This window comes from Bradyrhizobium sp. SZCCHNR1017, assembly GCF_032381375.1.
Classification (GTDB): domain Bacteria; phylum Pseudomonadota; class Alphaproteobacteria; order Rhizobiales; family Xanthobacteraceae; genus Bradyrhizobium.
The window spans coordinates 603,794-622,632 of the sequence record NZ_JAUHIR010000003.1; the positions used below are offsets into that span (position 1 = coordinate 603,794).

15 protein-coding genes are annotated in these 18,839 nt (G+C 67.0%); 4 read left to right on the forward strand and 11 right to left on the reverse strand.

Annotated elements, in window-relative coordinates; translation table 11 throughout:
- Positions 1-10 precede the first annotated feature (10 nt).
- Complete coding sequence (locus QW863_RS11655; protein ID WP_315767770.1) at positions 11-1,966, forward strand: acetyl-CoA carboxylase biotin carboxylase subunit; 1,956 nt, start codon at positions 11-13, stop codon at positions 1,964-1,966.
- 227 nt (positions 1,967-2,193) lie between these two features.
- On the opposite strand, the gene QW863_RS11660 is transcribed toward QW863_RS11655, so the two are convergent.
- The 5 genes from QW863_RS11660 to QW863_RS11680 all read right to left on the reverse strand — a co-directional run bounded on the left by QW863_RS11660 (position 2,194) and on the right by QW863_RS11680 (position 6,976).
- The gene (locus QW863_RS11660) at positions 2,194-2,556 is read right to left on the reverse strand and encodes a response regulator (protein WP_315717065.1); all 363 of its coding nucleotides are present in this window, start codon (positions 2,554-2,556) and stop codon (positions 2,194-2,196) included.
- Positions 2,543-3,925, reverse strand: coding sequence for a PAS domain S-box protein (locus tag QW863_RS11665; RefSeq protein ID WP_315767752.1), 1,383 nt, complete (start codon positions 3,923-3,925; stop codon positions 2,543-2,545). Before QW863_RS11665 ends, QW863_RS11660 begins: the two co-directional genes overlap by 14 nt.
- A 329-nt stretch (positions 3,926-4,254) precedes the next feature.
- On the reverse strand, positions 4,255-4,560 hold the full coding sequence (locus QW863_RS11670) for a cytochrome c (RefSeq protein WP_315717067.1): 306 nt from the start codon (positions 4,558-4,560) through the stop codon (positions 4,255-4,257).
- A 12-nt stretch (positions 4,561-4,572) separates the two neighbouring features.
- A complete protein-coding gene (locus QW863_RS11675) occupies positions 4,573-5,322 on the reverse strand; it encodes a CBS domain-containing protein (protein ID WP_315751155.1) in 750 nt (249 codons plus the stop codon).
- 91 nt (positions 5,323-5,413) lie between these two features.
- The gene (locus tag QW863_RS11680; RefSeq protein ID WP_315767754.1) at positions 5,414-6,976 is read right to left on the reverse strand and encodes an AMP-binding protein; all 1,563 of its coding nucleotides are present in this window, start codon (positions 6,974-6,976) and stop codon (positions 5,414-5,416) included.
- 323 nt (positions 6,977-7,299) lie between these two features.
- Between QW863_RS11680 and QW863_RS11685 the strand changes: the two genes are divergently transcribed.
- Positions 7,300-8,487: an ABC transporter substrate-binding protein gene (locus QW863_RS11685; protein ID WP_315717071.1), complete on the forward strand. Its 1,188-nt coding sequence runs from the start codon at positions 7,300-7,302 to the stop codon at positions 8,485-8,487.
- Between the two features lie 59 nt (positions 8,488-8,546).
- On the opposite strand, the gene QW863_RS11690 is transcribed toward QW863_RS11685, so the two are convergent.
- The 4 genes from QW863_RS11690 to QW863_RS11705 are packed head-to-tail and all read right to left on the reverse strand — an operon-like array spanning position 8,547 to position 13,156.
- A complete protein-coding gene (locus QW863_RS11690; RefSeq protein ID WP_315717072.1) occupies positions 8,547-8,939 on the reverse strand; it encodes an MAPEG family protein in 393 nt (130 codons plus the stop codon).
- Positions 8,940-8,965: 26 nt separating this feature from the next.
- Positions 8,966-10,048, reverse strand: coding sequence for a lipocalin-like domain-containing protein (locus QW863_RS11695; RefSeq protein WP_315717073.1), 1,083 nt, complete (start codon positions 10,046-10,048; stop codon positions 8,966-8,968).
- Positions 10,038-12,500: an ABC transporter permease gene (locus tag QW863_RS11700; protein ID WP_315717074.1), complete on the reverse strand. Its 2,463-nt coding sequence runs from the start codon at positions 12,498-12,500 to the stop codon at positions 10,038-10,040. The genes QW863_RS11695 and QW863_RS11700 overlap by 11 nt, the downstream gene beginning before the upstream one ends.
- A complete protein-coding gene (locus QW863_RS11705) occupies positions 12,497-13,156 on the reverse strand; it encodes an ABC transporter ATP-binding protein (protein ID WP_315717075.1) in 660 nt (219 codons plus the stop codon). Before QW863_RS11705 ends, QW863_RS11700 begins: the two co-directional genes overlap by 4 nt.
- Positions 13,157-13,412: 256 nt before the next feature.
- Between QW863_RS11705 and QW863_RS11710 the strand changes: the two genes are divergently transcribed.
- Both QW863_RS11710 and QW863_RS11715 read left to right on the forward strand, forming a co-directional pair.
- Entirely contained in the window at positions 13,413-14,717 is a 1,305-nt protein-coding gene (locus QW863_RS11710) for an MFS transporter (protein ID WP_315717076.1), read from the forward strand.
- A 60-nt stretch (positions 14,718-14,777) separates the two neighbouring features.
- Complete coding sequence (locus tag QW863_RS11715; RefSeq protein ID WP_315717077.1) at positions 14,778-15,653, forward strand: tetratricopeptide repeat protein; 876 nt, start codon at positions 14,778-14,780, stop codon at positions 15,651-15,653.
- A gap of 4 nt (positions 15,654-15,657) precedes the next feature.
- Here the strand turns inward: QW863_RS11715 and QW863_RS11720 are convergent, their stop codons facing one another.
- Complete coding sequence (locus tag QW863_RS11720; protein WP_315717078.1) at positions 15,658-17,373, reverse strand: N-acyl-D-amino-acid deacylase family protein; 1,716 nt, start codon at positions 17,371-17,373, stop codon at positions 15,658-15,660.
- Positions 17,374-17,579: 206 nt separating this feature from the next.
- Positions 17,580-18,797, reverse strand: coding sequence for an MFS transporter (locus tag QW863_RS11725; RefSeq protein ID WP_315717079.1), 1,218 nt, complete (start codon positions 18,795-18,797; stop codon positions 17,580-17,582).
- Positions 18,798-18,839 lie beyond the last annotated feature (42 nt).

Here is an 18,839-nt window from a genome sequence, read left to right on the forward strand (position 1 = left end):
GATGACGGGAATGCAACGCAGGCCGTTCCGCAAGGTGCTGATCGCCAACCGCGGCGAGATCGGCTTGCGGATCATGCGCACCGCGCGCCGGCTCGGCTACGGCGTGGTCGCAGTCTATTCCGATGCAGATTCTGAGGCGCCGCATGTTCGGCTCGCCGATCAGGCGGTCCGCATCGGCGCGCCGCCGCCGGCACAGTCCTATCTCAACATCGCAGCGATCATCGCCGCGGCAAAGGCGACGGGCGCGGATGCCGTGCATCCCGGTTATGGCTTCCTCGCCGAGAACGAGGATTTTGCGCAAGCGTGCAAGGAGGCCGGTCTGGTGTTCATCGGGCCATCGCCCGAGGCGATCAAGGCGATGGGCAACAAGGCCGGCGCCAAGGTGATCATGAGTTGCGCCGGTGTGCCCTGCGTACCCGGCTATCAGGGGGAGGACCAGGGCGACGACGCGATGCTGCGCGAGGCGCGCCGCATTGGTTTCCCGGTAATGATCAAGGCCGTCGCCGGTGGCGGCGGCCGCGGCATGCGGCTCGTGGCAGACGCCGGCGCGTTCCCCGATTTGCTGCGCAGTGCGCGCTCCGAAGCGGCCGCCGCGTTTGGTGACGGCACTGTCATCCTGGAGAAGGCGATCGCCAATCCGCGCCACATCGAGATCCAGGTGTTCGGCGATCGGCACGGCAATGCCATCCATCTCGGCGAGCGCGACTGTTCGGTGCAGCGCCGACACCAGAAGCTGATCGAGGAGGCGCCGTCGCCCGCGGTCGGGCCGGAGCTGCGCGCGCGCATGGGCGCCGTGGCGGTGCAGGCGGTGAAGGCGCTCGGCTATGAGGGCGCAGGCACCCTGGAATTCCTGCTCGACGGCGACGGCCAATTCTACTTCATGGAGATGAACACGCGGTTGCAGGTCGAGCATCCCGTGACAGAGGCACTGACGGGACTCGATCTTGTCGAATGGCAATTGCGCATCGCCGCCGGCGAGCCCCTGCCGTTGCGCCAGGAGCAGATCAGCTTCTCGGGTCACGCGATCGAGGTGCGACTGTGCTCCGAGGATGCGGCGCACGACTTCATGCCGCAGTCCGGGCGAATGACGCTGTGGCAGATGCCCGAGACGATCCGGGTCGAGCATGCGCTGGAGTCCGGTGCGGAGATCCCCCCCCACTACGATTCGATGATCGCCAAGCTGATCAGCCATGCTGCGACTCGTGAGGAGGCGCGCGCAAGACTGATCGCCGGATTGGAGCAGGCCGTTGCCTTGGGCGTCCCGACCAACCGGGCCTTCCTCATGTCCTGCCTGCGGCATCCGGCCTTCTCCGCGGGCAAGGCGACCACCGCATTCATCGCGGCGCATCGTGACGAGCTGCGTGCGCCGGCGGTCGAAGCGGCAGACCTCGCGCTGGGTGCGTTGCTGCTCTCCGTCAGCCATCCGCTCGCGCATCCCGTCCGCCGCGGCCGCTCGCTCGCGGCAGCCTTCGCGACGCCGCTCCGGTTCGAGATCGCCGGTGAGGTGGCCGAGTGCGAGCTGCTGCGCGAGCGTGACGGAATCTATCGCGTGACGCGTGGCGATGCAGAGCATCGCTTCGAGATCGTGTCGCTCACGGATGATGCGATCCGCGTTCGTCACGCCGAGATCGTCGAGAGCGCGCGCTTCGTCCGCGACAACGATCGGCTGTTCGTCCAGCATCGCGACCAGACGCTGGCGCTGCGCGACGTGACGTTGGCGAGGCCGCAATCCTCAGCCGCTGGCGGCGGTGATGGCAGGGTTCGCGCGGCGTTGAATGGTCGTGTGGTCGCGGTGCTGGTGAAGCCGGGCGACAGCGTGGCCGTGGGACAGCCGGTGGTGACGCTCGAGGCGATGAAGATGGAGCACGTCCACACCGCCGGCATCGCCGGAACGGTGACCGCGATCGAGGTCGCCGAGGGCGACCAGGTGACGACGGGGCGGATCGTGGCGGAGATTGCGGCCTGACCGTCGGACAGGTGGGCGTGAGTTGCCTGCGTGCGTCCTTTCAGGACACAACGTCGATGTGGATGGCCGGGACAAGCCCAGCCATGACGACGTGGAAACAGACGGTCGAAAGACGGAGACCGCCACAAGCGATTGCGCTGGCAGTTGCGGGGAGAGGTCGGCTTGTCTCGAAGATGCAACCGCTGCAGCCACGTTACGCGGAAGCTCGTCTCCCGCTGCAACAGACTTCACTGATGCAATTGCCGCTTCAGTGCGGCTACCAGCCGTGACGTCTGGAACGGCTTCGACAGCAGCGGTGCCGTGGCGAATTCTTCCGGGCATTGATCGACGGAATAGCCGGTGACGGCGACGAAGGGCACGCCGGCCGCGACCAAAGCGCGCGCGATCGGCGCCGATGTTTCCTGCCCGAGATTGACGTCGAGCACGGCGAGATCGCAGTGATTCCGCTCCAGCAGATGGAGGGCTTTGTGCACGGTCGCCGCCACGCCGACGACCGTGAATCCGGCGGCTTCGAGCTCGACCGCGAGGTCGAAGCCGATCATGGGATCGTCCTCGACGATCAGGAGATGAGTCTTCTCACTGTCGCGCATGATGACGGTCGCGGCAGAGGCGTTGCAGGGGGCACCTCAGGTGCCAGCGTAGTCCGGTCGGCAGGAACTCGACCTCGACCGTTCCATCCAGGCCGGCGCGTACCAGATCGGAAATCACCCGGCTGCCGAAGCCAGTGTGCTCCGGCGGCGCGACCTCAGGTCCGCCGCTTTCGACCCAGGTCATGTCGAAGCTGTCGTCGATGCGCGTCCAGCGGACCGCGATCCGTCCGTCGTCGTTCGACAGTGCACCATATTTGGCGGCGTTGGTGGCGAGCTCGTGGACTGCCATGCCGATCGACTGCGCGGCCTCCGGCGTCAGCTCGATCGGCGGCCCGTCGATCGCGATGCGGTCGCCGATCAAGTCGCTGAACGCCCCGAGCTGCGAGCGGACCAGGCCGCCGAGTGGAATGAAACGCCAATCGTTCTGGATCAGGAGATCCTGATTGCTCGCGATCGCCTGCAGGCGCTCCAGAAAGCGGTTGAGGTCGAGCTGGCGGCCGTGACGGGTCATCTGCCGGGCGATCGCCTGCACCAGCGACAGCAGGTTCTTGCTGCGGTGGTTCACCTCGGCCAGCAAGGTGCGCAACTGCTCCCTTGTCTGGCGCTTGTCGGTGATGTCGCGCACGATCTTGGAGGCGCCGATGATGCGGCCGCTGGAGTCCCGGACCGGCGAGACCGTGACCGACACGTCGATGAGCGCCCCATCCTTGCGCAGGCGGACGGTCTCGAAATTGTCGATGATCGCGCCGGATAGGACGGTGGCGAGGATCCGGTCCTCCTCGGCCTGGCGCTCCTGCGGGATGATCGTGCGGATCGAGCGGTTGATCATCTCGCCTTCCGAGAAGCCGAAGATGCGTTCGGCGCTCTTGTTCCAGCTGGTGATCGTGCCGTCCAGCGTCTTGCTGACGACGCCGTCCGAGGACGAGGCGACGATGGCCGCGAGCATCGCCGCCGCACGCTCGGTCTTCTTCGACAGCGTGACATCGCGGATGACTTTGGAGATGCCGACAATCACGCCGGTGCTGCTGCGGATCGGTGAAAACGTGATGGAGACCTCGATCGGGCGTCCCTGCTTGGTCAGCCGGACGGTCTCGAAGCTCTCGATCGCTTCGCCCGCGTTGACCCTGGCGCGCAAGGCGCTCGCTTCTTCCGCCAGCTCGGGGGGGATGATCTCGGAGACGGATCTGCCGATCATTTCAGCCGCGGTGAACCCCAGCATCCGTTCGCTGGCCGCGTTCCAACTGCGGATGACGCCGTCGGCGGTGGTGCCGACAATGGCGTCGGCCGAGGACTCCACGATCGCCGCCAGATAGGCCGTATCGTCGTCGGTTACGCGTGGGACGGGGGAGGCGCCGGGCATTCCGTGCACGTCGCAGGCTCCTTGCTAACAGGTCGGCAGAGAAGACGCCGTGCACCGGATTACCAACTTGTTTGTATACAAATGCAAGGGCTATCTCGATCGCTGCTTGTTGTTGGTTTTTCCGGCAACGAGGACAGGACGATTTGCCGTCGGCAGACCCCCTTGGGGCCGTGCGACGTGCTCCAGCTCACGACGGCGAACACAGAGAACGCAGGCATGGGCGTTTTGTTCCAGGAGATCCTTCTAAATTGCCGCCGAACGTTCGGCGCCAGGGTCCGCTTGCATCCGGACGCCGCCGACCGGGGGGGGGCTCAACCCATTGGCGAATGTCGTATCAACTACTTCCTCAGGCTGAGAATGTAGCCTGCCAGATCGGCCGCATCATTCGCACTGAGCGGATTGTTGGCCATCGTCGCGTGGGGAAGCAGGAGGAACTTGGCCAGCATCTCCTTCGTCACGTCGTCCCTGGCCGCGATGGCGACGAACGGCCGGGCGCGCCGGAACTTGGTCGGCTCTGTGGCCACGGCGTGGCAGGCGGCGCACCAGCGCTCGGCGAGCTGGCGGCCGTGATCGAGATCCTCGGCTGCCGCCGGGGCGGACAGCAGGACCAGCAGCAGCAGCGATGGTACGGAGGCACGTCGCACGCCCGGCTCTCCTCACAGCGGCTGGTCGTCGTCGGTCGACGGCTGGTCCTGCAGCGAGGCGATGTCACCGCCGCCGAACTCGTCCTCTGGCGGCGGATAGACCCACATGTGGTCGCGCACGTTCCTGACGCCCTGGACGCTCTTGGCCGCCACGATCGCCGTGGCTCGCTCCTTCTCGCTGCGCACCGCGCCCGTGAGATGCGCGATGCCGTTGCGGACGACGACGTTGAAGCGGCAATGCTTGCAGGCGGCCTGGTCGAGTGAATCGAGGATGGCGCTGCGGATCCCGTCATCGTCAGGGGTGGGGCCTGGAACGGCAGTGGCGAGGTCGGCCACGGTTTGCAGGAAATCCGTATGGGTCACCACGCCGGCCAGCCGGTCGCCACTCATCACAGGGAGACGCTTGATGTTGCGCTTCTCCATGATCTCGGCGATCTCCGCCAGGCTGGCATCGACGCTGACCGTGACAGGAGGCTGGCTCATGATGTCGCCAACCGTACGGCCGTGGGAATGGACGAAGTCGGCGCCGATGCGGCCGCGGCCGACCAGGAGGTCGAGCCAGCGGCCTTGCCTGCGTTCGGTGCCGAGCTCGGCGCGGCGCAGGAAATCACCGTCCGTGACCATGCCGACGAGCGTGCCGGACGCGTCGACCACAGGCAGCCCGCCGATGTGGTTGCGCAGCATGATCCGCGCCGCCTCGGCCACCGGGGTTCCGGGCGTCACCGCGATCACGGATCTGGTCATGATTTGATGAGCGCGCATGTCGTCGTCTCGTGCTGCGATCGCAATTGACGGAGAATAGCTGCGCGGCACCGCGCGCGCTTGACCAGGATCAATCCGAGGTCGTGCCGCCCTACACGATCCTTGACGTCTTGTTGCCCCAATAGCGGTCGCGCAGCAGGCGCTTGTAGAGCTTGCCGGTCGGCAGCCGCGGCAGCTCCTTCTCGAAATCGATCGAGCGCGGCACCTTCTGCCGCGACAGCGACTGCCGGCAGAACGCGATCAGCTCCTCTTCCAGCTCGGACCCAGGCATGATGCCCGACATCGGCTGGACCACCGCCTTCACCTCCTCGCCGAGATCGGGGTTGGGCACGCCGAACACGGCGGCATCGGCGACCTTCGGATGCGTGATCAGCAGGTTCTCGCATTCCTGCGGGTAGATGTTCACGCCGCCGGAGATGATCATGAAGGTGGCGCGGTCGGTGAGATAGAGATAGCCGTCGGCATCGACATAGCCGACGTCGCCCACGGTGCTCATGCTGCCGTCGGCCGAACGGGCCTCCTTGGTGCGCTCGGGGTCGTTGAAGTACTCGAACGGCGATCCCGTCTTGAACCACACCGTGCCGGCCGTTCCTGTCGGGCACGGCTGCATGGTCTCATCGAGAATGTGCAGGTCGCCGAACAGCACCTTGCCGACGGTGCCGCGATGCGCGAGCCATTCCGCGCTGTCGCAGGCGGTGAAGCCAAGGCCTTCGGTGGCGCCGTAATATTCGTGGATGATCGGCCCCCACCATCTGATCATGTCCTCCTTGACCTGTGCCGGGCAGGGCGCGGCGGCATGGATCGCGACCTCGAGCGAGGAGAGATCATAGCGCGTGCGGATCTCTTCCGGCAGTTTCAACATGCGCGAGAACATCGTCGGGACCAATTGCGTATGCGTGATGCCCCATTGCTCGACCAGTTGCAGGTAGCGCTCGGGGTCGAACGTCTCCATGATGATGGCGGTGCCGCCGACGCGGATGGTGAGGTTGACCGCGGCCTGCGGCGCGGAGTGATAGAGCGGCGCCGGCGACAGGTAGATCATGCCTTCGCGGTAGCGCCACAGCCTTTCCAGGAAGTCGAAGATCGGAAGCTGCTGAACCGGCGGCTGCTCGGGCAGCGGCCGCAGGATGCCCTTCGGCCGGCCCGTGGTGCCGGAGGAGTACAGCATCGCGGTGCCGACGCATTCGTCGGCGATCGGCGTCGCTGGCAGGCCGGCCGTGGCCTCGGCGAGGCCGACGATCCGCTCGCTCTCGCCAAGTTCGTCCCGCCGGCCATCGGCGACGATGCAGAGCTCGATGTCGGGCGCCTGCTTCAGCGCCTCGCGCGCGACGTCGAGCTTGGCGAGGGAGGTGATCAGAAGCCGCGACCGGCTGTTATTGAGGATGTAGGCCAGCTCGCCGGGCGTGAGGTAGGAGTTCACGCAGGTGAAATACAGCCCGGAGCGCTCGCCGGCGCCGCACGCCTCCAGATAGCGGCTGTTGTTCTCCATGAAGATCGAATAGTGGTCGAGCCGCTTCAGGCCGCGTTGGCGGAACAGATGCGCCAGCCGGTTGCTGCGCGCTTCCAACTCGCGATAGGTCACCGCCTCGCCGGTCGAGGCCATGATGAAGGCAGGCTGCAATGGGCGCAGCCGGGCGTGCTTGCCGGTGTACATGTGTCCTCCTGCCGATGCGCGCAGCTCGCCGCGGCGCGGCGCGCAGGCGGGAGGAAGGCGTCTGCCGCGGCACCTCGGCATGGCGACGCGATGCAGACGGTGCTGCCTCACGCGTCCAGGCGGTTTCCATCCCTGCGCACCATCCCGGCGGGACGGCTCGTTGTTTGGGCGCGAATGTAGCGGAGGAGCCTGCGTCTCTCAACATGGCTGTCAGCCGATTGGCTGAGGCGGGAAGGGATGGGCGTGGCCGGGGTTCTGGCATAACATGAGCGCGCATTCCAACGAATGACATCTCAAGACCAAGAAATGCGGGGAGAGACCATATGAAATCGGGTTTGCTGGCTTTTGCGGCCGTCGGTGCGCTGCTGGCGGCGGCGCCGGCGTCGGCACAGGTCAAGATCGGCATCCTCAATGACCAGTCGGGCGTCTATGCCGACTATGGCGGCAAATATTCCGTCGAAGCGGCCAAGATGGCGATCGAGGATTTCGGCGGCGAGGTGCTGGGGCAGAAGGTCGAGCTGGTCACCGCCGACCATCAGAACAAGCCCGATCTCGCCTCGTCCATCGCGCGGCGCTGGTACGACACCGAGGGTGTCGACATGATCACCGAGCTGACGACCTCCTCGGTCGCGCTCGCGATCCAGGATCTGTCGAAGGAAAAGAAGAAGATCGACATCGTCGTCGGTGCCGCGACCTCGCGCATATCGGGCGATGCCTGCACGCCCTACGGCTTCCACTGGGCCTATGACACCCGCGCGCTCGCGGTCGGCACCGGCGGCGCGCTGGTCGAATCCGGCGGCGATACCTGGTTCTTCATGACCGCCGACTACGCCTTCGGCTATGCGCTGGAGAAGGACACCAGCGACATCGTGACGTCGAAGGGCGGCAAGGTGCTGGGCTCGGTGCGCATCCCGCTCAACTCGTCGGACTTCTCCTCCTTCCTGCTGCAGGCGCAGAGCTCGAAGGCCAAGATCATCGGGCTTGCCAATGCCGGCCTCGACACCACCAACTCGATCAAGCAGGCGGCCGAGTTCGGCATCGTCAAGGGCGGGCAGAAGCTCGCCGGCCTGCTGATGACCCTGTCCGAGGTGCATGGTCTCGGGTTGGAGGCGGCGCAGGGCCTGATCCTCACCGAAGGCTTCTACTGGGATCGCGACGACAAGTCCCGCGCCTTCAGCGAGCGCTTCATGAAGCGCACCGGCCGGATGCCGAGCATGATCCACGCCGGCACCTATTCCGCGACATTGTCCTATCTGAAGGCGGTGAAGGCCGCCGGAACCAAGGACTCCGACGCGGTGGCGGCGAAGCTGAAGGAGCTGCCGGTCGACGACGCCTTCGCGCAGGGCAAGGTGCTCGCCAACGGTCGCATGGTCCACGACATGTACCTGTTCGAGGTCAAAAAGCCGTCGGAATCGAAGAAGCCGTGGGACTACTACAAGCAGCTCGCCACGGTGCCCGGCGACAAGGCGTTCTTCACCGCCAAGGAGAGCGGCTGTCCGCTGACGAAGTGATCGTCACACCATCGCCGTCGTCGCGGCGAAAGCCGGGACTACGGCGATGGGTGCAGCAATCAGCCGTGCAGCATCCGCCACAGGATGGCGATCAGCGCGCCGGCGAGGAGTACGGATGCGGCGAGCGCCTGCACGCCGAAACCGGGGCCGCGCTTCTCCGCGGCCTTCGCATAGGACACCATGTACATCGCGCGACCCGCGATCCAGACGAGGCCGATCAGGGCCGCGATCGGGTCGCTGACATAGATCGCGAACAGCCACAGCGCCGGCAGGAAGATCGGCATCCATTCCAGCGTGTTCACCTGCACGCGATAGGTGCGCTCGAAATCGAGATTGCCGGTGACGGCCGGCGCCTTGACGCCGAACCTGGCGCGCGCCTGCGCGACGCGGACCCCCATGTAGAAATACAGCATGAGCGCGAGCACGGTGACGAGTGCGGTGAAGTGATACATGCGCGGTTCCCCCTGATGACGGCTTCTCAATACCCGGTCAGCTCGAGATAGCCCACCCCGGTGTGGCTGCCCTTGAAGCTGATCGGTCCCTCCCAATACGGCACGCGGGTGCCCATCCAGGCCCTCGAGTTGAGTGGCGCGGTATCGATGGCGATGCCGAGCGCTGATATCTCGACGCGCCAGCCGACCGGAAGCCTGCGCTCACCGATCGCAACGATATCCTTTGGCGTCATCACGATGCCCCCGGGGCCGAGCGCGCGCGAGACGCCGTCGGCCGTGATCCAGGTGCCGGACGTGTAGTCGCCATTGCCCTGCCGCATCCGGTACAGCATCAGCTTCTCGCCGCCGGAGAAATGCAGCGCGAACCAGTCCCAGCCGCTCTGGTCGGCCGCCAGCGGCTGGCTGCTCCATTCGCGGTCGAGCCAGGCCACGCCTGTCACCTCGACCGGCGTGTCGTCGAAATTGATCTGGCCGCGGGCGCGGTAGAACGGCTGGCTGTAATAGTAAGACGCCTGGCCGCGCTCGGATTTGCGGCTGTAGCCGCCGATGCCCTGCAGCACCACCGGACGGTCCGCCTCCAGATGCAGCGCGTAGGAGAAGTCCGGCCCGGCGGCCGTCATGTCGAGCGGCGCCAGCGATCGATCGTCGGTCGCGGCGGTGCCGCGCAGCTGCCAGTCATCGATCCAGGCCTGGAACGGCTTGGCCTCGACGCCGGCCTGGCCGACGCCGCCGCGCGCGAATTTCTCGGCGGAGCGATGGCTGTCCGCGCGCGTCACCGCGGCATGCGCCATCCAGAGCTGCTGATTGTCGAACCCCTCAGCTTGCGGTCCGGGCCGCGCCGCCGAGCGGAACAGGGTCCATTGCAGGCCATAGGCCTTGCCGCTGCTATCGCTGAGGTTTGCGGTGACGTACCACCACTCGATGCGGAAATCGTCGTGCGGCCCGTGATCCGCAGGGAAGCCGAACGCTCGTTCGGGCGTCACCGGTGCAAAGCCGTCGGCGCTGTCGCTCAGGCCCGCAAAGCCCTGTGCATGTGCGAGGCGCGGCAGTGCCAGCAGGCCGAGCCCGCCGATCAGGCCGCGCCGCGTGATCGTCGTTCTAGCGCTCAATGGTGAAGGTCCTGACCAGATCGGCCGGCTGCATCCGGGCCAGCCGCAGCACCGGCAGCAACGAGGCGATCACCGCCGCGACCAGCGTGACGATCAGCAGCCGGATGAGCTGCAGCGGGAACACGTCGAACGGCAGCCGCCAGCCGAACGCTTTGACATTGACGATCGCGATCAGGCACCACGCCACGACGAGCCCGAGCGGCAGCGCGAGCAGCGCGGTCAGGCCGGCGAGCGACAGCGTCTTCAACAGTTCGACTTCGGCGAGCCGCCGCCGCGTCAGCCCGATGGCCCATAAGGGTGCGAGCTGCGGCAGCCGCGAGTTCGCCAAGGTCAGCAGGCTGGTCAGCAGCGCGATCGCGGCGACGCCCAGCGTGAAGGTGTTGAGCGCGCCGGTGACCGCGAAAGTGCGGTTGAAGATCTGCTTCGACTCCTGCTTCACGGTGGCCTGGTCGATGACGTTGCGGCCGTCCAGGCCGAATTTGTCGGTCAGCGCGCTGATCAGTCCCGGCACGTCGGCCGGCGCTGCGCGCACGGCCATGCGCGTGATGGGCGTCGCCGGGAAGCGGCGCGTCAGCGCGGCGACGTTGACCGTGACCTGGCCCTTGGGATTGCCGTAGTCGGCATAGATCCCGGCGATCGTGACGCGCCAGTCGCCGCCGGATGCGGGGAGGTCGATGCTGTCACCGACAGACAGATGGAGCCGGCGCGCCAACTGCTCGCTGACGAAGCCGGCGTCGCCACGCACCAGCTGCTTCCAGGCGCTGTCGCCGGCCTGCAGCAGCGGCCAATGGTCGCGATAGGTGTCGTGATCGGGCAGGCCGAGAATGTCGATCGGCGCGCCCGCCAGCTGCGTTTCGGCGCGTCCGCCCGGCAGCACGGCCTGCACGTCGGGCCGCGCGCGCAGCCAGGTCTGGATGTCGCGCGCCTGCGCTTCATCCGCGGCGCTGATGTAGACGTCGGCGGCGAGCCGGCCATCGAGCCAGACCAGGAAGGTGCGGCTGAAGGTCTCGACCATCGTGGCGACGCCGACATTGACGGCGAGCGCGAGCAGCAGCGCCATCAGCGCCAGCGACAGGCCCGAGATCTGCTGGCGGCTGTCGGCCCAGAACCATTGCGCCAGCGCCGTCCGCGCGCCGCGCTCGCCGAGCCGCAGCACCAGCTCCAGGATCGCGGGCAGCAGCAGCGCCGCGCCGAGCATCATCGCCGCGAGCACGCCGAAGCCGGCCAGCAGCGACTGCCCGAGCCACAGCAGCAGGCCGGCGGCGACGAAGAAGGCGAGCGCGACCGCGCTCTGCAAGCGCAGCCAGCGCCGCTGCGCCTCCTGCCACGCATAGGGCTGCGCGGTGGAGAGGATCGGCAGCCGCATCGATTTGATCAGGCTGGTCGTCGCGGCTGCGAGCGCGCCGGCGATGCTGATGACGAGGCCCGCAAACCACCATTCCGGCTGCAGGCTGAGCTCGCCCGGCACCTGCGCGCCATACAGCCCGCGCAGCGATGCCGCCACGTTCGGCAGCAGCGCGGCGGCGATGACGTAGCCGCACACCAGCCCGAAGAGCCCTGCCACCAAGGCAAAGGCGATGAGCTCGCCGATCAGCACGCCGTTGAGCTGGCGCGCCGACACGCCGCAGGCGCGCAAGGTGCGCAGCACCGGCAGGCGCTGCTCGAAGGCGAGGCCGATGGCGGAATTGACGATGAACAGGCCGACGACGAAGGACAGCAGGCCGAAGGCGGTGAGGTTGAGGTGGAAGCTGTCGGTCAGTCGCTCCAGGTCGGTCTCGGCCTCCGGCTGCACGAGCTGTAGCCGGCCGCCCGCGAACGACTGCAACGGCGGTCGTTGGACCGCCGTCTTGCCGACCAGCAGCCGCGAAATCTGGCCGGGCCTGTCGAGAAGCCGCTGCGCGTCGCTGATATCGACCACGAGCACGCCGGGCGCGAGCTGCTGCTGCGCCATCAAGGGTGGCAGCAGGGCGTCGTTGCTGAGCCGCGGCGCCGTGCCGTCTTTCAGTCCGAGATCGGCCAGCGTCTCCGGCGAGATCAGCGTGCGATGTGGCGGTGTGAGAAAGGCCTCGAGCTCGCTGCGCCCGACCATCGGCGCATTGCCGACCTCCCGGGGGATGCTGAACGGCTCGATGCCGAGCAGCCGCACCGAATGGCCGTCGATCTGCACGCGGCCCTCGAGCACCGGCGACACCGGCCAGCCGGCGCGGCGCAATTCCGCGAACACGCTCTGCGGCAGCATCTTGCCGTCGGTCGCGACCAGCATCGGCGTGCGCGCGCCGCCGAAGATCGCCGCGGCGCGATCATAGGAGCTGCGCGCCTGCTGGTTCAGCGCCTGCACGCCGCTCCACAGCGCGGTCGCCGAGATCAGCCCGATCAGCAAGGTCGCGAGCTGCATCGGATGCCGGCGCCAGTGGCTGAGCAGCACGGCGAGAATCCACAGCGCGCGCCTCATGCGATGCGCCCACCATGCAGGTGGACGCGGCGGTCGAGCATCGCCGCGAGCCGCGCGCTGTGCGTCACCATCAGGAAGCCGCAGCCGGTGCGCGCGACGAGGTCGCGCGTCAGCGCCATCACCTCGTCGGCGGTGTCCTCGTCGAGATTGCCGGTCGGTTCGTCCGCGAGCAGCAGGGCCGGCTTGACCGCCAGCGCTCGGCCGATCGCGACGCGCTGCTGCTGTCCGCCCGACAGTTGCTCCGGATAGCGCTTGAGCAGCGACTTCAGCCCGAGCCGCTCGACAAGCTCGGTGTGCCACGCCGGATCATGCCGACCGGCCAGCCGCGCCTGGAAACTGAGATTGTCCTGAACCGACAGGCTCGGCACCAGATTGAACTGCTGGAACACGAGGCCGAGCCGCTCGCGCCGGACCGCCGCGCGTGCCGAATCGTCGAGCGCCCCGACCGAAACGCCGTCGAGCAGGATGTCGCCGCCGTCGGCGGCATCGAGCCCGGCGATGAGATGCAGCAGCGTGCTCTTGCCGGAGCCGGATTCGCCGGTCAGCGCGACGCGCTCGCCGGAGGAGACGTCGAGGTCGACGCCACGCAGGACGTGGATCGGCTCGCCGCCGGATCGATAGGACTTGGTGAGATGACGGACGCTGAGCACGAGCATGATCGGGGTTGTTGCGTCACAACATAACAAGGGCCAACGCGAACATCACGCGCTCGTTCTTCGTGACGCCCCCGATGTGATGCCGGCCGCGCGCAATCAGGTTGCGAGGGTATCGCGATGCAGCCCAAGAGGGCGGATTCCCGCGTTGCAGCAATAACTTAGCGCGCCAGCCGGTTGCCTGCGAAGCCGCTTCGTGGGTAGCATCGTCAAAACGCCCGGACGACAGGGGCGGATCATGACAGAATGGGGAAGGACCATGGCCGCGCCAACGACGCTGAAGGGCACATCCCGCGCAAGCGCGACACCGAAAGGCGCCTGGAAGATCACCTTCCTGCTGTTCCTGTTCATGCTGGTGAACTTCGCCGACAAGATCGTGGTCGGGCTCGCCGGCGTGCCGATCATGACCGAGCTCAATCTGAACGCCGAGCAGTTCGGCCTGCTTGGATCATCCTTCTTCTTCCTGTTCTCGATCTCGGCGATCGTCGTCGGCTTCGTCGTCAACAAGGTGCCGACGCGCTGGGTGCTGCTGGTGCTGGCGCTGATCTGGGCGCTCGCGCAATTCCCGATGGTGGGCACCGTCGGCTTCACCACGCTGCTGATCTGCCGCATCATTCTCGGCGCCGGCGAAGGTCCCGCGGCGTCCGTCGCCGTTCACGCGGTCTACAAATGGTTCCCCGATGAGAAGCGGGCGATGCCGACCGCGATCCTGTCACAGGGATCCGCCTTCGGCGTCATCCTCGCCGTGCCCGCGCTGAACTGGATCATCGTGAATCACGGCTGGCACTATGCCTTCGGCGCACTCGGCGTGGTCGGGCTGATGTGGAGCGTGGCGTGGCTGTGGCTGGGCAAGGAAGGGCCGCTGGCGGAGGTCGAGCTCGCCGGCTTGCGCGAGCGGCGCGTTCCCTATCTGCAACTGCTGACGTCGCGGACCTTCGTCGGCTGCGTCGCCGCGACCTTCGGCGCCTATTGGGCGCTGTCGCTCGGGCTGACCTGGTTCACGCCGTTCCTGGTGAAAGGCCTCGGCTTCTCGCAGCAGCAGGCCGGCTTCATCTCGATCCTGCCCTGGATCTTCGGCGCGTGCGTGGTGCTGACCACGGGCTTTGTGTCGCAGACGCTGATGGCGCGTGGCGTCTCCACGCGCATGGCCCGTGGCGTGGTCGGCGCGACGCCGCTCGTGATCGGCGGCGGCCTGATGGCGATGATGCCGCATGTCGACGCCGCTTCGGCAAAGATCGCACTGCTCGTGGTCGGATCAGGATTGTGCGGCTCGATCTACGTCGTCTGCCCGCCGATGATCGGCGAGTTCACCCCGGTCACGCAGCGCGGCGCCGCCATGGCGATCTACGGCGCGCTCTATACGCTCGCCGGCATCGTTGCGCCCCTCGTGATGGGCAAGATGATCCAGGCCTCTGGCAGCCTGCTCGAAGGCTACATGTCCGGCTTCACCATCAATGCTGTCATCATGGTGATCTCCGGCCTGCTGGGTCTGGCGCTGCTCTGGCCCAACAGCGAGCGTGCGCGCCTGCAGGCGCAGCAGGGTGTGGCGCCGGAATTTGCGTGATACAACCCCCGCCCGGGGTCATCAGGAGGCGGCCTCGCATTCACCCGCGTGAGGTCCCGCATGATGCGCCTGTTCTCTCATATGCTGCAGTACTGGCGCGGCGTGCGATGCCTGACGATCGAGGACTTCTCGGGCGCCATCTTCCACTTCAGCAAGGTGGTTCAGCTCAATCCGCGCAACCATTGCGCTTACCACAATCGCGGCGTGGCGCTCCAGGGCATGGGCAGCTACGCCAGCTCGATCGAGGATCTTGGTCTCGCGCTCAAGCTCAAGCCCAACGCGCAGACCTACGGCGCCCGCGGCGTGTCACGCAAATTCCTCGGCGACTTCGACGGCGCCATTGACGACCAGACGCGCGCTCTCGCGCTCGAGCCCAGGCTCGCGGCGGCTCATGGCGAGCTCGCGTACCTTCATCATGTGAAGGGCGATCTGGATCGCGCGATCGCCCAGAGCACGACAGCAGTCGGCCTCGCGCCCAAAGACCCGGTCATGCATCGGGGACGTGGCTATATTCAGTTCTGCCGCGGCAGGTTCGAAGCCGCGGCAGCTGACATGGAACGATCGCTCGCGCTCCAGTTCGAGCCCTATGCGGCCCTGTTTCGTTACCTGTCGCTGGCTCGGTTGCCGGGGCGCGCCAAGCCAGATATCGCTTCTTTCGCGGCGTACTGGGCGGCGGGGCAGTGGCCCTGGCCTGTGTTCGATCTTCTCATGGAGCGTTCGACGGCGCAGCAGCTGTTGAACGCGGCGGCAACGGCTCCAGAACAGGCTGAAGCCTATTTCTACATCGGTGAGTGGTATCTCCTGCACGGCCGCAAAGACGAGGCCGGCAGGGCACTCGAGATCGCGCTGCGCTCGTTGCCACCCTGGTTCAACGAGCATCCCGCCGCGCAAGCCGAGCTTGCAAGGCTTGCCGAGACAGTCGCCGCGGCCAGTTGACGTCTCAGCTCAGCTGGCGCGCCCCCCTGACCAGCCGTCCCGGGCGTGCGCCGGTGGCCTCGCCGTGGCGGCGCGTCACCACGCCCGACACGATCGTCGCCTCATAGCCGTCGACCTCCTGCATCAGCCTGCGCCCTCCGACCGGCAGGTCGTAATGTACCTTGGGCGGATGCAGGTGCAGCCGTCCGTAGTCGATCACGTTGACGTCCGCCTTGTAGCCCGGCGCGAGCAGGCCGCGATCGCCGAGGCCGACGGAGAGTGCGGTCTTGCGCGACTGCGCGGCGACGACGAAGGGAATCGACAGTCTGTCGCCCCGCTTGCGGTCGCGGGTCCAGTGCGTCAGCAGATAGGTCGGGAAGCTGGCATCGCAGATGATGCCGCAATGCGCGCCGCCGTCGCTGAGGCCGGGCACGCTGCGCGGGTCGCGCAGCATCTCGTAGGTGGCATCGAGATTGCCGTCGGAATAGTTGAGGAACGGCACGTAGAGCATGCCGCGGCCGCTGTCCGTGAGCATCGCGTCATAGGCCAGTTCCTCGGGACGACAGCCGCGCGCGCGGGCCTGGGCGCCGAGTGACCGCTCCGGCGGCTGCTCATAGTCCGGCGGATCGCCGAGCAGATACATCTTGTCGTAGTTCGGCTTGAAGAACAGCGGGTCGTCGGTCGCGCTGGCCTGCTCGCCCAGGATGGCCGCGCGCAGCTCCGGATCGCGCATCCGCGCGACTCGCTCATCCAGCGGCAGATGCGCGATCGCCTGGTAGCTCGGATGCGTCTGCAGAGGGTTGCGCGACAACTCCAGCCCAAGCAGGAGTCCAACCGGGCGCGCCGCGATCTGCGCCGTCACCGACAGGCCGCGCGCGGCGGCGGCGTTGATTTCGGCCAGCGTCTGCCGCCAGCGTTGCGGCGCGCGGTCGTTCTGCGTCACCGAGAACGAGATCGGGCATTTCGTCGTGTCGGCGATGCGCAGCATCATCGGCAGGTCTTCGTGGATGGTGGAGATGTCGAGCACGAATTGCAGCACGCTGCGGCCGGCGCCGTGCATGGCCTGCGCGATCGTCGTCAACTCGTCCTCGCCGGCCTTGAGCGTCGGCGTGTAGTCACCGGTCGATGTCCGATGGTTGAGCGTGCGCGAGGTCGAGAAGCCGAGCGCGCCGGCCTTGACCGCATCGCGTGCCAGCGCCGCCATGGCGCGGTTGTCGTCGGCGGTGGCCGGATCGCGGCGCGCGCCGCGCTCGCCCATGACATAGACGCGCAGCGCTGCATGCGGCAGCTGCGCGCCGATGTCGAGATCGAATTCACGCTTGCCGAGCCACTCCATGTAATCCGGAAAGCTCTCCCATTCCCAGGGAATGCCGGCTTCGAGCACCGGTTCGGGGATGTCCTCGACGCCCTCCATCAACTGGATCAGCCGCTGATGATCGGCCGGCCGGCACGGCGCGAAGCCGACGCCGCAATTGCCCATGATCGCGGTGGTGACGCCGTTCTGCGACGACGGCGAGATGTCATGGCTCCAGGTCACCTGGCCGTCGTAATGGGTGTGGACGTCGACGAAGCCTGGTGTCACGAGTTTGCCGCGTGCGTCGATCTCCTCGCGGCCGGATGCGTTGACCTTGCCGACCTCGACGATGCGGCCGTCCGCAATCGCCACATCAGCTTCGTAGAGTTCGCCGCCCGAGCCATCGGCAATGGTTCCGCCGCGGATCACGAGATCTGGCTGCGTCATGGCGTGTCTTCCCCGGGTGTTGTTGTTGGCCGCATCATCGGCGGGAAGGCGATGATGTCAACACGCGGGGATCAGGCAGCAGCGTTGCGCCGGCGCAGGTGACGCGAGCGCCGTAGGGTGGGCAAGGCGGCGCGCGCCCACCATTCTCAGCGGTGATTTCTGGCGGACGGTGGGCATGCTTCACGTTGCCCACCCTACGAAGACTGCTACGCCTTGGCCTTCTTCGGCTCGGTGAAGAACGCGAGCACGATCGTCAGCAGCATGAACACGACGGAGGCGCCGAACACCCAGCGCGGCGCGTTCATGTCCATGATCCAGCCGAACAGCAGCGGGCTGACCACGCCGGCGAAGTTGAAGCCGGTCGACACGATGCCGAAGGCGCGGCCGGCGGCGCCCGGAGGGGCGGCGTTGCGCACCAGCATGTCGCGCGACGGCGCGATCACGCCGCTCATGAAGCCCGCGACCAGCATGATCGCCGTGAGCAGCACGGTCGGCAGGTTGATGAAAGTGATCATCAGCACCAGCACGGCGTTGATCGCATAGGCGACGGCCGCGACCAGGTTGTGATGGCGGATGCGGTCGGCGAGCTGGCCGCCGGCGAGCACGCCGACGGCGCTGGCGCCGAGGAACGCGGTCAGTGCGATGTTGGCGGTCGAGAACGAGATGCCGTAGCCGTTCATGAGCGCGACAACGCCGAAGCTGGCGATGCCGGCGTTGGACAGGCTGAGCAGCATGAAGAACACGGTCAGCAGCATCAGCATCGGCGTCAGCAGGCTGGGCTGTTTGACCTTGCTGCCGTCGGCGCTGGTGTGATGCGGATGCGGCGGCACCTCGGGCACGTTGCCGACGAGCAGCAGCAGCGCGGCGAGCGGTCCGACCAGGCCGGCCGCGATCAGCGCGCCGGAGCCGCCGACGGTGGTGACCAGCGCCGCCATCACGGCGGGCGCGACGGCGCCGCCGAGATAGCCGGCGAAGGTATGCACACCGAACGCGCGGCCCATGCGCTTCTCTTCCATGTGTGCGGCCAGCAGCGCGTAGTCGGAAGGATGGTAGACCGCGTTGGCGAGGCCGAGCAGCACCGCCGAGACGACAAGGCTGGCATAGCTCAGGTAGACGCCGAGCATCGCCAGCGACAGGCCACCGAGCGTCAGGCCGATCAGCAGGATGCGACGGGCACCGGCGCGGTCGACCAGGTAGCCGACGGGCGCCTGGGTCAGGGCCGAGACGACCGCGAACACGGTGAGCGGAAAGCCGAGCTCGATGTAGCCGACGCCGAGCTTCTCCTTCAGGTAGGGAAACAGCATCGGCAGCACCAGCATGTGCAGATGGCTGACCCAGTGCGCCAGCGAGATCAGCGCCAATGTGCGCAGCGGCGAGGCGGCCCGGACCGGAGCATGTTGCGGTGCGGCGAGAACGTCAGCCATGGTCGATCCGTTGGCCCCCGGCGTCAGCGATGGAAAGGAGGG

What these genes read in the sequence shown, in the direction of transcription:
- QW863_RS11700 (WP_315717074.1), bottom strand. Translation starts at nt 12,500, where the DNA reads ATGAGGCGCGCGCTGTGGATTCTCGCCGTGCTGCTCAGCCACTGGCGC.
- QW863_RS11660 (WP_315717065.1), bottom strand. Translation starts at nt 2,556, where the DNA reads ATGCGCGACAGTGAGAAGACTCATCTCCTGATCGTCGAGGACGATCCC.
- QW863_RS11720 (WP_315717078.1), bottom strand. Translation starts at nt 17,373, where the DNA reads ATGACGCAGCCAGATCTCGTGATCCGCGGCGGAACCATTGCCGATGGC.
- QW863_RS11725 (WP_315717079.1), bottom strand. Translation starts at nt 18,797, where the DNA reads ATGGCTGACGTTCTCGCCGCACCGCAACATGCTCCGGTCCGGGCCGCC.
- QW863_RS11710 (WP_315717076.1), top strand. Translation starts at nt 13,413, where the DNA reads ATGGCCGCGCCAACGACGCTGAAGGGCACATCCCGCGCAAGCGCGACA.
- QW863_RS11685 (WP_315717071.1), top strand. Translation starts at nt 7,300, where the DNA reads ATGAAATCGGGTTTGCTGGCTTTTGCGGCCGTCGGTGCGCTGCTGGCG.
- QW863_RS11705 (WP_315717075.1), bottom strand. Translation starts at nt 13,156, where the DNA reads ATGCTCGTGCTCAGCGTCCGTCATCTCACCAAGTCCTATCGATCCGGC.
- QW863_RS11680 (WP_315767754.1), bottom strand. Translation starts at nt 6,976, where the DNA reads ATGTACACCGGCAAGCACGCCCGGCTGCGCCCATTGCAGCCTGCCTTC.
- QW863_RS11655 (WP_315767770.1), top strand. Translation starts at nt 11, where the DNA reads ATGCAACGCAGGCCGTTCCGCAAGGTGCTGATCGCCAACCGCGGCGAG.
- QW863_RS11690 (WP_315717072.1), bottom strand. Translation starts at nt 8,939, where the DNA reads ATGTATCACTTCACCGCACTCGTCACCGTGCTCGCGCTCATGCTGTAT.
- QW863_RS11675 (WP_315751155.1), bottom strand. Translation starts at nt 5,322, where the DNA reads ATGCGCGCTCATCAAATCATGACCAGATCCGTGATCGCGGTGACGCCC.
- QW863_RS11715 (WP_315717077.1), top strand. Translation starts at nt 14,778, where the DNA reads ATGATGCGCCTGTTCTCTCATATGCTGCAGTACTGGCGCGGCGTGCGA.